Below are 13,793 nucleotides of genomic sequence, written 5' to 3'. Positions count from 1 at the left end.
TGGAACGCCAGAGAAGGCGTTCGGTGAGTAATAACGCGCTTTCGCCGCTGGCTACTGACGCTCCTCAACGGCCATGACGCGGGCCGTAAGCGCGAAGGTGGGCAGCCGAGGCTGCCCACCGAATCGGGATCAAACTTTTTCGACCTGGCCGAACTCGAGTTCGACCGGAGTGGATCGGCCAAAGATGGTGACCGACACACGCACGCGCGATTTTTCGTAGTTGACTTCTTCGACGGTGCCGTTGAAGTCCGTGAACGGGCCTTCCTTGACACGCACCATCTCGCCGACTTCGAACAGGGTCTTCGGGCGCGGCTTTTCCACGCCTTCCTGCATCTGCGACATGATCTTTTCGACTTCCTTCGGGGAAATCGGGGTCGGGCGGTTACGTGCACCGCCGACGAAACCGGTGACCTTCGCGGTGTTCTTCACGAGGTGCCACGTTTCGTCCGTCATTTCCATCTCCACCAGCACGTAGCCAGGGAAGAAACGACGCTCGGTCACAGCCTTGTGGCCGCCTTTGACTTCGACCACTTCTTCGGTCGGAACCAGGATCTGACCGAATTTGTCCTGCATGCCAGCACGTTCGATGCGCTCTTGAAGCGCGCGTTGCACGCTCTTCTCCATACCGGAGTAGGCGTGCACGACGTACCAACGCTTTCCGCTCGGGGATGCCGGAGTATCGCTCATATCATTTCCAACCCAGAATCGCCGAGAAAATCACCCATTCGATCGATTTGTCACTCAACCAGAGGAAAATCGCCATCACGAGCACGAAACCGAACACGACGAGTGTGGTTTGCGTTGCTTCCTTGCGGGTGGGCCAAACGACCTTCCGGACTTCCTTGTACGAATCCTTGGCAAAGGCGATGAGGCTCTTGCCAGGGGCGGACATCAGCCCGACGGCCACGCCGGCGATGATACCTACCGCCAACGCGGCACCGCGGACATACCACTGCTGATTGGCCAGCCAGAAGAAGCCCACGAATCCGGCCAAGACCAGCAATACGCCCAGGGCCAGCATCAGCTTATCGCCGGAGGTATTTACAGTTTCGACGGATGGATTCGCCATAACACCTTAAAACAAATGCCACGTAGGACACGTGGCTATTTTTTGGCAGGGGCAGAGGGAATCGAACCCCCAACCTTCGGTTTTGGAGACCGACGCTCTGCCAGTTGAGCTATACCCCTAAACCATGCTGGGGCTGGCTGTTGCCAGCCCCAAAACTGTCGATCAACGAATAACTGGCTTACTCGATGATCTTGGCGACGACGCCGGCGCCGACCGTACGGCCGCCTTCGCGGATTGCGAAGCGCAGACCTTCTTCCATCGCGATCGGAGCGATCAGCTTCACCGTGATCGACACGTTGTCGCCCGGCATCACCATTTCCTTGTCCTTCGGCAGCTCGATCGAGCCCGTCACGTCCGTCGTACGGAAGTAGAACTGCGGACGGTAGTTGTTGAAGAACGGCGTGTGACGGCCGCCTTCGTCCTTGCTCAGCACGTACACTTCAGCCGTGAAGTGCGTGTGCGGCGTGATCGAACCCGGCTTCGCCAGAACCTGGCCACGCTCCACGTCTTCACGCTTCGTGCCGCGCAGCAGGATACCAACGTTGTCGCCTGCTTGACCTTGGTCCAGCAGCTTGCGGAACATTTCAACGCCCGTGCAGGTCGTCTTCACCGTCGGCTTGATACCGACGATTTCGATTTCTTCGCCGACCTTCACGATGCCGCGCTCAACGCGACCCGTCACAACCGTACCACGGCCCGAGATCGAGAACACGTCTTCCACCGGCATCAGGAACGCGCCGTCAACTGCACGCTCCGGCGTCGGGATGTACGTGTCCAGCGCGTCGGCCAGGCTCATGATCGCCACTTCGCCCAGCTCGCCCGTGTCGCCTTCCAGCGCCAGCTTTGCCGAACCCTTCACGATCGGCGTGTCGTCGCCCGGGAAGTCGTACTTCGACAGGAGTTCGCGAACTTCCATCTCGACCAGCTCGAGCAGTTCAGCGTCGTCCACCATGTCGCACTTGTTCAGGAACACGATGATGTACGGAACGCCAACCTGACGTGCCAGCAGGATGTGCTCACGCGTCTGCGGCATCGGGCCGTCAGCTGCCGAGCAAACCAGGATCGCGCCGTCCATCTGCGCTGCGCCCGTGATCATGTTCTTCACATAGTCAGCGTGGCCCGGGCAGTCGACGTGTGCGTAGTGGCGGTTAGCCGTTTCGTACTCGACGTGTGCCGTGTTGATCGTGATGCCGCGCGCCTTTTCTTCCGGTGCCGCGTCGATCTGGTCGTATGCCTTCGCTTCGCCGCCGAACTTCTTCGTCAGAACCGTCGTGATCGCTGCCGTCAGCGTCGTCTTGCCGTGGTCAACGTGACCAATCGTACCAACGTTCACGTGCGGCTTGGTCCGCTCGAATTTACCCTTGGCCATTTTCGACTCCCAAAAGGAATTTCACAGGTTGCGCCGCGCGCAAACAAGACACTGACTTTTTACTGCTGGTGCCCATGGGCAGGATCGAACTGCCGACCTCTCCCTTACCAAGGGAGTGCTCTACCACTGAGCCACATGGGCGCTTTAAGCTTCAACTTCGCGGTCTGGAGCGGGTGAAGGGAATCGAACCCTCGTCGTAAGCTTGGAAGGCTTCTGCTCTACCATTGAGCTACACCCGCACGGGCCACAAACGATTCCGTTACCGCTCACTGCACTGATATCTTGGTGGAGGAGGTTGGATTCGAACCAACGTAGGCGTAAGCCAACAGATTTACAGTCTGCCCCCTTTAGCCACTCGGGCACCCCTCCGTAGAGAACTGACGATTATGGGGGTGCATCGCACATCTGTCAAGCACATCCGGAAGATTATTTTCACTCTCTTCCCGACACTTGCTTGACCACCGATCGTCCCGCCCTTGCCCGGCTAAGGCAAGCATGGGTACTACCGATCAGCGCCACATCTTCGTCAGACTCCGCCCTCAACGTCGATCTGCATCTACGCTGAAAACGAAAGACCGCCATCATACGACCTCTTGAGCACTCTGCCAAGCGGGTAGATGCAAATTTTTTGCAAATATCGTGCCGGGGGGCTTCGCCGACGTTGCTTCGGGTATTCGTAGGGGCTTTAGCGACATAGCTGGCGGGACACCGGAGCCTCGCGTCGAATGCCTCGATGTCGCCTGGCCGCAGGAAACGGGGGAGATGCACGGGCGGGTTTGCACGCGCGCCCCGGTCGTTGCGCCGGACAGCGAAGCTTTGCTTCCGGTACTGAATCGCGGTTGGCGCTACGAATGCTCGAGCACGGCGGCGAGACAGCAAACTTCGCCGTGTTTGCCCCGCACGCCCAGACCAGTTGGGAGGCGCTTGCGATCACTGCTTCTCGGACTTTTTGTCGAGCTTGTCGAGTTTCCTGGAAATCGCTTTGACGGCTCGATTGAAATTGCCGATTGCCGTTTCGAGCGTGTAACTCGGCATATGTGTGCGCTGCACAAAATCTCGAATGCGCTTTGTGATTTCGCCTGGCTCGAAATCGCATGCCCGTACTGTAGAATCGTCCAGTCGCGCTGCACCTCTGAGCGGCGCCGGAGGTACGCGAAGACTGCGTCCGGCTCACTCAAGATAGCGCACCCGACTTCGGCGAACGCCTCAGTATCCACCAGAAATCCGATAAAAATGCCGCCCGAAGGCGGCGGTTAAATCTATTCATCGTTATTCTTCGAGCAGCCAACAAGCCATAACACCGTCTGGACTTTCAAACTCCTGCGTTACCTCCGAGGAACTGCATGAACTCGATAATCTCAAAAGTCAAAAGAGCCTTTGAACGACGAGCGGCAACCCGGTCAGGCATAATCGACTGGAAAAACGAGCGAACTTACAAGCTTTGGTTTGAAGAACCCGACGCGTTAGCGCGAGTTCCAGAAATCGCGGATCGGTGGGGGCTCAGCTCAGACGAGCGCGATTTGCTATCTAAATGGGTAACAGATGGCTACTTCACGATGCCGGACGTATTTGGCCTCGCCGACCTCGAAGCCTATGCGTCAGAAGTCGATAGCGCGTGGTTCGCCGACAAAGCGATCGACGGCCTGACCATCTCGGACGTCATCGTCGACGGAGTCAAGACGACTCACATGCCGCACAGCGACCTGCTTGCCCTTCCGCGCGAAACTCGCAGTCAAGCGAGAGAGGAATCGAACTGGCGCATCGGCGAGTTCCATCTGTACAACCAGGCTGCCGCGAAGATCTTTCGCAACAAGCAGGCTATCCGCATCTGTTCCGCGCTGCTCGACCGCGCAGCCGTACCGCACTTCTCGCTGACCTTTTCAAAGGGAAGCATGCAACTTCTGCATCAGGACACATGCGTCTTCCACACATGGCCGATGAATGCGCTTATCGGCGTGTGGGTCGCACTCGAAGACATCAAGCCCGGCTCTGGCCCGCTCGTCTATTTCCCGAAGTCGCACCGCGAGCCACTTTTCAGCGAGTTCGACAACTACCCGCAGACACAACGCCGCACATCACCCCCTGAGCAATCAGATCGGTACCAAGAGTACATTGAACAGGTTGCATCGAAATACGAGCGCAACGAGTTCCTCGCGAAAAAGGGCGAGGTCCTTTTCTGGCACGGGATGCTCGTGCATGGCGGCGCCGATTATGTTGCCCCAGGGAGCACGCGCAAGTCATTCGTGATCCACTACATGCCGGAAGGCGGAAACGTCGCACACCGCGTTCAAGGCCCCTTCAACTGGTGATCATTTCCAAGGCCCTCCCCGTTCGGCGAGGGCCTTGGCGATCAGATTCCCTGGGGAATGGCGACACCTTCGGAAACGACGAAGTCGGGCGCCGGTCGCAGCACGGACAATCGCGTGCAGCGACTTTCGATATGCAACTCAAACCTTCGGAACGGAAACGTTGCTTTCGGGACAACGAAGTAGCGTTACATCCGACTTCGACAGCAGGCCCTTTGCTCGGCCGCGGCGCGTCGCCCATGCCCTTTTAGCAACATCCGCCTCTGCTGGCTGAAAAGACGTAGCGCTTAGCCGCGCCGATAGGAGCTGCTCCGCTCCGCAAGAGGGAGGTTCATCTGGCCGGTGGTGGTGGTGGTGGTGGTGGTGGTGGTGGTGGTGGTGGTGGTGGTGTGCAATGAGTGCAATGCCCTTCCCCCGCGCGCTCGCATTTCCGTCGCCGAAATGCAAAAACCCCCGCCTTTCGGGCGGGGGTTTCTGGCTTAGGGAGCCTGACGATTACCTACTTTCACACGGGAATCCGCACTATCATCGGCGTAGAGTCGTTTCACGGTCCTGTTCGGGATGGGAAGGGGTGGGACCGACTCGCTATGGTCATCAGGCAAAAGGGGTTGTTGTGCTGGCTTCGCAGCACAACCAATCTTGGAAGAAGCAGTAATTTTGAGTTGTGTGTATCACACACGAGAATCCAACCAGTCCGACGCGCTGTATTCAGCGCGAGACAGACTTGTTATAGGATCAAGCCTTACGGGCAATTAGTATCAGTTAGCTGAACGCATTACTGCGCTTACACACCTGACCTATCAACGTCCTGGTCTCGAACGACCCTTCAAGGGGATCTAGTCCCCAGGGATATCTCATCTTAAGGCGAGTTTCCCGCTTAGATGCTTTCAGCGGTTATCTCTTCCGAACATAGCTACCCGGCGATGCCACTGGCGTGACAACCGGTACACCAGAGGTTCGTCCACTCCGGTCCTCTCGTACTAGGAGCAGCCCCCTTCAAATATCCAACGCCCACGGCAGATAGGGACCAAACTGTCTCACGACGTTTTAAACCCAGCTCACGTACCTCTTTAAATGGCGAACAGCCATACCCTTGGGACCGGCTACAGCCCCAGGATGAGATGAGCCGACATCGAGGTGCCAAACACCGCCGTCGATATGAACTCTTGGGCGGTATCAGCCTGTTATCCCCAGAGTACCTTTTATCCGTTGAGCGATGGCCCTTCCATACAGAACCACCGGATCACTATGACCTGCTTTCGCACCTGCTCGACTTGTCGGTCTCGCAGTTAAGCACGCTTATGCCATTGCACTATCAGCACGATTTCCGACCGTACCTAGCGTACCTTCGTACTCCTCCGTTACGCTTTGGGAGGAGACCGCCCCAGTCAAACTGCCTACCATGCACTGTCCCCGACCCGGATCACGGGCCAAGGTTAGAACCTCAAACAAACCAGGGTGGTATTTCAAGGACGGCTCCACCGAAACTAGCGTTCCGGTTTCATAGCCTCCCACCTATCCTACACAGATCGGTTCAAAGTCCAATGCAAAGCTACAGTAAAGGTTCATGGGGTCTTTCCGTCTAGCCGCGGGTAGATTGCATCATCACAAACACTTCAACTTCGCTGAGTCTCGGGAGGAGACAGTGTGGCCATCGTTACGCCATTCGTGCAGGTCGGAACTTACCCGACAAGGAATTTCGCTACCTTAGGACCGTTATAGTTACGGCCGCCGTTTACCGGGACTTCAATCAAGAGCTTGCACCCCATCATTTAATCTTCCGGCACCGGGCAGGCGTCACACCCTATACGTCCACTTTCGTGTTTGCAGAGTGCTGTGTTTTTATTAAACAGTCGCAGCCACCAGTTTATTGCAACCCCTTCACCCTTTGCCCGCAGGGGCATCAAGCTACAAGGGCGTACCTTATCCCGAAGTTACGGTACCAATTTGCCGAGTTCCTTCTCCCGAGTTCTCTCAAGCGCCTTAGAATACTCATCTCGCCCACCTGTGTCGGTTTGCGGTACGGTCATCATTAGACTGAAGCTTAGAGGCTTTTCTTGGAACCACTTCCAATTGCTTCGCTCCCTAAGGAGCTCGCGCCACACCCTTGAATTCCGCGCCCGGATTTGCCTAAGCGCCTTCTCCAATGCAGCGACCGGGACTTCCAACACCCGGACAACCTTCCGCGATCCGTCCCCCCATCGCATCTAACAATGGTGCAGGAATATTGACCTGCTTCCCATCAGCTACGCATTTCTGCCTCGCCTTAGGGGCCGACTCACCCTACGCCGATGAACGTTGCGTAGGAAACCTTGGGCTTACGGCGAGGGGGCCTTTCACCCCCTTTATCGCTACTCATGTCAGCATTCGCACTTCCGATACCTCCAGCACGCTTTTCAACGCACCTTCGCAGGCTTACGGAACGCTCTCCTACCATGCGTGCAAAGCACGCATCCGCAGCTTCGGTATATAGCTTAGCCCCGTTACATCTTCCGCGCAGGACGACTCGATCAGTGAGCTATTACGCTTTCTTTAAAGGGTGGCTGCTTCTAAGCCAACCTCCTGACTGTTTTAGCCTTCCCACTTCGTTTCCCACTTAGCTATATTTGGGGACCTTAGCTGGCGGTCTGGGTTGTTTCCCTCTTGACACCGGACGTTAGCACCCGATGTCTGTCTCCCGTGATTGCACTCTTCGGTATTCGGAGTTTGCTATGGCGGGGTAATCTGCAATAGACCCCCCAACCATGACAGTGCTCTACCCCCGAAGGTGAGACACGAGGCACTACCTAAATAGTTTTCGGAGAGAACCAGCTATTTCCAAGTTTGTTTAGCCTTTCACCCCTATCCACAGCTCATCCCCTAACTTTTCAACGTTAGTGGGTTCGGACCTCCAGTACGTGTTACCGCACCTTCATCCTGGCCATGGATAGATCACTTGGTTTCGGGTCTACGCCCAGCAACTGAACGCCCTATTCGGACTCGCTTTCGCTACGCCTGCCCTATACGGTTAAGCTTGCTACTGAACGTAAGTCGCTGACCCATTATACAAAAGGTACGCCGTCACCCCTTACGAGGCTCCGACTGTTTGTATGCATGCGGTTTCAGGATCTATTTCACTCCCCTCCCGGGGTTCTTTTCGCCTTTCCCTCACGGTACTGGTTCACTATCGGTCGATCACGAGTATTTAGCCTTGGAGGATGGTCCCCCCATCTTCAGACAGGATTTCACGTGTCCCGCCCTACTTGTCGCACACCTAGTTCTTTCATACTGTTTTCGCCTACGGGGCTATCACCCGCTATGGCCACACTTTCCAGAGTGTTCGGCTAACAATACAAATAAAGAGTGCAAGGCTCATCCCATTTCGCTCGCCACTACTTTGGGAATCTCGGTTGATTTCTTTTCCTGCGGTTACTTAGATGTTTCAGTTCACCGCGTTCGCTTCACATGGCCTATGTATTCAGCCATGGATACTCCAAAAGGAGTGGGTTTCCCCATTCGGACATCTACGGATCAAAGCTTGTTTGCCAGCTCCCCGTAGCTTTTCGCAGGCTACCGCGTCCTTCATCGCCTGTGATCGCCAAGGCATCCACCACATGCACTTGTTCGCTTGACCCTATAACGAGTCTGTCTCATCGACAGTCGTTACAGGTTGAGTTCTCGCATTTGTGCCGTATTCCAATTGAGTCAAACATAGAGTTCGAATCATCTTGAGATACATCGATACAATCACAACCCGGATAGTTTTCACGTCCATCTCATAGACGCTTCCGCTATCCAAATTACTTACTTCTTCCAGATTGTTAAAGAACGACAGCCGATACTTTCGTACCGCTCTGACTGGCTCAATCGCCAATGCCAAAGATTCGACTCAAGTCGAACGCTTGTCATTGAAGATTGGTGGAGGCAGACGGGATCGAACCGACGACCCCCTGCTTGCAAAGCAGGTGCTCTCCCAGCTGAGCTATGCCCCCATGTACAGATATTCCTCAGGGTGTACCGCCAGTCAAGACGGTGGTGGGTCTGGTTGGATTCGAACCAACGACCCCCGCCTTATCAAGACGGTGCTCTAACCGACTGAGCTACAGACCCCTGAGTCTGTCTTTAAATTTACAGCCGATAAGCGTGAGCGCTCAACTTTGCGAGAAGCTCTGGAAAGGAGGTGATCCAGCCGCACCTTCCGATACGGCTACCTTGTTACGACTTCACCCCAGTCATGAATCCTACCGTGGTGACCGTCCTCCTTGCGGTTAGACTAGCCACTTCTGGTAAAACCCACTCCCATGGTGTGACGGGCGGTGTGTACAAGACCCGGGAACGTATTCACCGCGGCATGCTGATCCGCGATTACTAGCGATTCCAGCTTCATGCACTCGAGTTGCAGAGTGCAATCCGGACTACGATCGGTTTTCTGGGATTAGCTCCCCCTCGCGGGTTGGCAACCCTCTGTTCCGACCATTGTATGACGTGTGAAGCCCTACCCATAAGGGCCATGAGGACTTGACGTCATCCCCACCTTCCTCCGGTTTGTCACCGGCAGTCTCCTTAGAGTGCTCTTGCGTAGCAACTAAGGACAAGGGTTGCGCTCGTTGCGGGACTTAACCCAACATCTCACGACACGAGCTGACGACAGCCATGCAGCACCTGTGCGCCGGTTCTCTTTCGAGCACTCCCACCTCTCAGCGGGATTCCGACCATGTCAAGGGTAGGTAAGGTTTTTCGCGTTGCATCGAATTAATCCACATCATCCACCGCTTGTGCGGGTCCCCGTCAATTCCTTTGAGTTTTAATCTTGCGACCGTACTCCCCAGGCGGTCAACTTCACGCGTTAGCTACGTTACTAAGGAAATGAATCCCCAACAACTAGTTGACATCGTTTAGGGCGTGGACTACCAGGGTATCTAATCCTGTTTGCTCCCCACGCTTTCGTGCATGAGCGTCAGTATTGGCCCAGGGGGCTGCCTTCGCCATCGGTATTCCTCCACATCTCTACGCATTTCACTGCTACACGTGGAATTCTACCCCCCTCTGCCATACTCTAGCCTGCCAGTCACCAATGCAGTTCCCAGGTTGAGCCCGGGGATTTCACATCGGTCTTAGCAAACCGCCTGCGCACGCTTTACGCCCAGTAATTCCGATTAACGCTCGCACCCTACGTATTACCGCGGCTGCTGGCACGTAGTTAGCCGGTGCTTATTCTTCCGGTACCGTCATCCCCCGACTGTATTAGAGCCAAGGATTTCTTTCCGGACAAAAGTGCTTTACAACCCGAAGGCCTTCTTCACACACGCGGCATTGCTGGATCAGGCTTTCGCCCATTGTCCAAAATTCCCCACTGCTGCCTCCCGTAGGAGTCTGGGCCGTGTCTCAGTCCCAGTGTGGCTGGTCGTCCTCTCAGACCAGCTACTGATCGTCGCCTTGGTAGGCCTTTACCCCACCAACTAGCTAATCAGCCATCGGCCAACCCTATAGCGCGAGGTCCGAAGATCCCCCGCTTTCATCCGTAGATCGTATGCGGTATTAATCCGGCTTTCGCCGGGCTATCCCCCACTACAGGACATGTTCCGATGTATTACTCACCCGTTCGCCACTCGCCACCAGGTGCAAGCACCCGTGCTGCCGTTCGACTTGCATGTGTAAGGCATGCCGCCAGCGTTCAATCTGAGCCAGGATCAAACTCTTCAGTTTAAACCTGTTACTGTTTTCGGTTCAGTTAAGAACCGGTCGCTCACTCAAAGCTGACAGGAATATGAATTGCTTCATAAACCTGACTTACTTTAGTGTGAGACTCTTGATACTTTCGCTATCTGATCCGAGGATCAGCTCGCTTCCATCAAGCGCCCACACTTATCGGCTGTTAATTTTTAAAGAGCGTTTCTGCGAGGAACTTCGTGTTTCTCAGCAGCGCTGCGTTTTCAGCAGCAGAGAAGCGAGATTATGAACCGTGTTTCGCATTTCGTCAACAACTTTTTTCACTACATCGTTGCGACTGCGGGGTTCAACTTCCAGGCCAGTGGCGCACTCCAGACTGCAGCACACCGCCAACCTTGCTTCCCTCTTCCGCGCCGCGTTTCCGTTAGCGCGAAAGAGGCGTGATTCTAAGCACCCGGCCCCAACTACGCAAGCCCCTTTGTGAAAATATTTTGAAAAAGCCCCCGTGCGCTGCCGCGCACGGGGGCTTGGGGCTCGACGGGCCGCGTGACGCCGCCGACCTCCCTGCCGCCGGCAATACTTCTCTCTATATATAGAGGGGCATCACTTGCCGCCCACTGCAGCCTGCAGTTGCTCGACCGGCACCGCGTCGGCCATCGCCGTGTAGCCGGCGTCGCTCGGATGAATGCCGTCGCCGCTATCGTAGCGACGCTGCAGCACGCTCGGGCGTGCCGGATCGCGCAGCACCGCATCGAAGTCGACCACACCGTCGAACCCGCTACCGCTTCGGATCCACCGGTTCACCTCGAGGCGGATCGCCTCGCGCCCCGCCGGCAGCCCGGCCGGCGTCAGCGTCGCGCCGAAGACCTTCACGCCCTGACGGTGCGCCGCGTCGATCAGCCGGCGATAGCCGTCGATCAGCGATACGGCCGTGACCTGCGTATGCGGGTGGTCGCAATCGAGCCCCGCGCGCGGCGGCATCGCCGCGAAGTTGATGTCGTTGATCCCGATCAGCACGATCGCCGCCTTCACACCTGCCCGCGACAGCGCATCGCGCTCGAAACGCGACGCCAGCGACGTGCCGTAGCACGCCGAATCGCTGAGCAGCCGGTTCCCGCTGATACCAAGGTTCGCGACGCCGATCGACTCCACGCCGGCGGCGGTCAGCCGATGCGCAAGCGCATCCGGCCAGCGGCGATTTCGGTTCACGCTCGAGCGCAGCCCGTCGGTGATCGAATCGCCGATCGCGGCTACGCTGGCGCGCGCGGAACCGGTCTCGACTGCGAGCTCGGTCACCCACGCATATTGGGTAAAACGGGTGCGGAACGCGGCGGCGCCCGGGTCACTCACGTGATCGCCCGGTGCGGACACGTAATTGAACTGATTCGACACGCGATGCCAGACCGTCATCCGTTGATTCGGCCCCATCTGGAGGCTGATCGCATACGGACGCCCGGCCGCCACATCGATCGCCACCGGATCGCTTTCGAGTTCCTGGCCCGGTGCAAGCGTCACCGACGCCTTGCCGCCGAACCGGACCGGCACAGCCGCACCGCCGGCGAGTGCCGCGCCTTCACCGGCGCGCGCGAGGCTCGCCGCCTCGACGACCAGCGGCGCACGACCGTATGCATTGCTGACGCGGATCCGTGCGGCGCGCCCCGACACCGTCGGATAGACGATCTGGCGCACGGCGCGTCCGGCCACATCGGGCGCGCGATAGAGCGGCGGCGGTGCGGCAAGGTCGGGAATCGGCTGCAGTGCAGTCGCCCACGCGGCAACCCATCCGGCCGGCGCGGCCGAAGCCGACGCCACGAGCGGCGAGACAAAGACAGCCGCGCCCAACACGGCCGCGGCGATACTGCTTCGGAATGACATCGGCAAAATCCTCGTCGGAAAGCGGGCATTGTGCCGCAGAAGACGCGGCCCCACGTGTTGGCCACCCTCACGTCGCCCGATCGCGCCCCGACGTCCCTCGTTTACCCGAGTCTCACCGCAAATCCGCAAGAAATTTATTAACCGACCGGTCGGTTGGTTTATACTTCGCACACATTTAACCGGACGAGAGCCTCGCCATGTACACGCAATCCCTCGACATCCCCGGCAACGTCGCGCCGCTCGACGCCGCAGCCGAGTCGCCCGAGCAGGCGCGGTTCGATGCGGTCATGGCCGCCGACGGCAAGATCGAGCCGCAGGACTGGATGCCCGACGCCTATCGCAAGACGCTGGTTCGCCAGATCTCGCAGCACGCGCACTCGGAAGTCGTCGGCATGCTGCCCGAAGGCAACTGGATCTCGCGCGCGCCGAGCCTGAAGCGCAAGGCGATCCTGCTCGCGAAGGTCCAGGACGAAGCCGGCCATGGCCTCTATCTTTATAGCGCGGCCGAAACGCTCGGCGTCTCGCGCGATTCGCTGATCGACGCGCTGCTCGCCGGCAAGGCGAAATACTCGAGCATCTTCAACTACCCGACGCCGACCTGGGCCGACGTCGGCGTGATCGGCTGGCTCGTCGACGGCGCCGCGATCATGAACCAGATCCCGCTGTGCCGCTGCACGTATGGCCCGTATGCGCGCGCGATGATCCGCGTGTGCAAGGAAGAATCGTTCCACCAGCGCCAGGGTTTCGACGCGCTGCTGTCGATGATGAAGGGCAGCGATGCGCAACGCGCGATGGTCCAGCAGGCCGTGAACCGCTGGTGGTGGCCGGTGCTGATGATGTTCGGCCCGAGCGACGCCGATTCGGTCCACAGCAGCCAGTCCGCGAAATGGGGCATCAAGCGGATCTCGAACGACGACCTGCGGCAGAAGTTCGTCGACGCGACGGTCGACCAGGCGAAGGTGCTCGGCGTGACGCTGCCCGACCCGGACCTGAAATGGAACGAAGCGCGCGGCCATCACGACTACGGCACGATCGACTGGGACGAATTCTGGCGCGTGGTCAACGGCGACGGCCCGTGCAACAAGGAACGCCTCGCGACCCGCGTGAAAGCGCACGAAGACGGTGCATGGGTGCGCGAAGCCGCACTCGCCCACGAAGCCAAGCGCCGCGCGCGCGCCGAACAGCACGCCGCCTGAGCGGCGGCACACCATCGAATTCAGGATTCAGGAGAAAGTGATGAACAAGGAATGGCCGATCTGGGAAGTGTTCGTGCGCAGCAAGCAGGGGCTCGACCACAAGCATTGCGGCAGTCTGCACGCCGCCGACGCGTCGATGGCGCTGCGCATGGCGCGCGACGTCTACACGCGCCGCCAGGAAGGCGTGAGCATCTGGGTGGTGCCGTCGTCGGCGATCACCGCGTCGGATCCGAACGAGAAGGCCGAGCTGTTCGAGCCCGCGGGCGACAAGATCTACCGTCACCCGACGTTCTACACGCTGCCCGACGAAGTCAACCACATGTAACGCC

At 57.9% G+C, this 13,793-nt stretch carries 7 protein-coding genes, 6 tRNA genes and 3 rRNA genes; 3 read left to right on the top strand and 13 right to left on the bottom strand.

Going from position 1 to position 13,793, the window contains the following annotated elements:
• Positions 1-129: 129 nt before the first annotated feature.
• The 7 genes from nusG to ACN8ZM_RS01440 form a co-directional block, all read right to left on the bottom strand.
• Complete coding sequence (nusG, locus tag ACN8ZM_RS01470; RefSeq protein WP_006400672.1) at positions 130-687, bottom strand: transcription termination/antitermination protein NusG; 558 nt, start codon at positions 685-687, stop codon at positions 130-132.
• A gap of 1 nt (position 688) precedes the next feature.
• A complete protein-coding gene (gene secE / locus ACN8ZM_RS01465; protein ID WP_006482892.1) occupies positions 689-1,069 on the bottom strand; it encodes a preprotein translocase subunit SecE in 381 nt (126 codons plus the stop codon).
• A gap of 43 nt (positions 1,070-1,112) precedes the next feature.
• A tRNA-Trp gene (locus ACN8ZM_RS01460) sits at positions 1,113-1,188 on the bottom strand.
• A 59-nt stretch (positions 1,189-1,247) separates the two neighbouring features.
• Entirely contained in the window at positions 1,248-2,438 is a 1,191-nt protein-coding gene (gene tuf, locus ACN8ZM_RS01455) for an elongation factor Tu (RefSeq protein ID WP_011350666.1), read from the bottom strand.
• A gap of 66 nt (positions 2,439-2,504) precedes the next feature.
• Positions 2,505-2,579, bottom strand: a tRNA-Thr gene (locus tag ACN8ZM_RS01450).
• A 24-nt stretch (positions 2,580-2,603) separates the two neighbouring features.
• A tRNA-Gly gene (locus tag ACN8ZM_RS01445) sits at positions 2,604-2,677 on the bottom strand.
• A gap of 44 nt (positions 2,678-2,721) precedes the next feature.
• Positions 2,722-2,807: transfer RNA gene (locus ACN8ZM_RS01440), tRNA-Tyr, on the bottom strand.
• Positions 2,808-3,781: 974 nt separating this feature from the next.
• Here ACN8ZM_RS01440 and ACN8ZM_RS01435 point away from each other — a divergent pair.
• Positions 3,782-4,747 carry a phytanoyl-CoA dioxygenase family protein gene (locus tag ACN8ZM_RS01435; RefSeq protein WP_089449750.1) on the top strand — a complete coding sequence of 322 codons (966 nt, stop codon included), beginning with the start codon at positions 3,782-3,784 and terminating at the stop codon, positions 4,745-4,747.
• A gap of 483 nt (positions 4,748-5,230) precedes the next feature.
• Here ACN8ZM_RS01435 and rrf read toward each other — a convergent pair.
• The 6 genes from rrf to ACN8ZM_RS01405 all read right to left on the bottom strand — a co-directional run bounded on the left by rrf (position 5,231) and on the right by ACN8ZM_RS01405 (position 12,268).
• A 5S ribosomal RNA gene (gene rrf, locus ACN8ZM_RS01430) occupies positions 5,231-5,343 on the bottom strand.
• Positions 5,344-5,475: 132 nt separating this feature from the next.
• A 23S ribosomal RNA gene (locus ACN8ZM_RS01425) occupies positions 5,476-8,357 on the bottom strand.
• A 282-nt stretch (positions 8,358-8,639) separates the two neighbouring features.
• A tRNA-Ala gene (locus ACN8ZM_RS01420) sits at positions 8,640-8,715 on the bottom strand.
• Positions 8,716-8,756: 41 nt separating this feature from the next.
• Positions 8,757-8,833: transfer RNA gene (locus ACN8ZM_RS01415), tRNA-Ile, on the bottom strand.
• 63 nt (positions 8,834-8,896) lie between these two features.
• Positions 8,897-10,429: ribosomal RNA gene (locus ACN8ZM_RS01410) — 16S ribosomal RNA — on the bottom strand.
• The 16S, 23S and 5S rRNA genes sit together here with 2 tRNA genes alongside, the layout of an rRNA operon.
• A 567-nt stretch (positions 10,430-10,996) precedes the next feature.
• A complete protein-coding gene (locus ACN8ZM_RS01405) occupies positions 10,997-12,268 on the bottom strand; it encodes an SGNH/GDSL hydrolase family protein (RefSeq protein WP_420210451.1) in 1,272 nt (423 codons plus the stop codon).
• Between the two features lie 197 nt (positions 12,269-12,465).
• Between ACN8ZM_RS01405 and paaA the strand changes: the two genes are divergently transcribed.
• Positions 12,466-13,464, top strand: coding sequence for a 1,2-phenylacetyl-CoA epoxidase subunit PaaA (gene paaA, locus ACN8ZM_RS01400; RefSeq protein WP_301810730.1), 999 nt, complete (start codon positions 12,466-12,468; stop codon positions 13,462-13,464).
• Positions 13,465-13,504: 40 nt separating this feature from the next.
• Positions 13,505-13,789: a 1,2-phenylacetyl-CoA epoxidase subunit PaaB gene (gene paaB / locus ACN8ZM_RS01395; RefSeq protein ID WP_010092957.1), complete on the top strand. Its 285-nt coding sequence runs from the start codon at positions 13,505-13,507 to the stop codon at positions 13,787-13,789.
• The last annotated feature ends 4 nt before the right edge of the window (positions 13,790-13,793 follow it).

Origin of the sequence: Burkholderia aenigmatica (assembly GCF_048627025.1) — a bacterium.
GTDB classification, from domain to species: domain Bacteria; phylum Pseudomonadota; class Gammaproteobacteria; order Burkholderiales; family Burkholderiaceae; genus Burkholderia; species Burkholderia aenigmatica.
The sequence above is the reverse complement of the archived record's forward strand: the minus strand, read 5'-3'. Positions and strand labels throughout refer to the sequence as shown.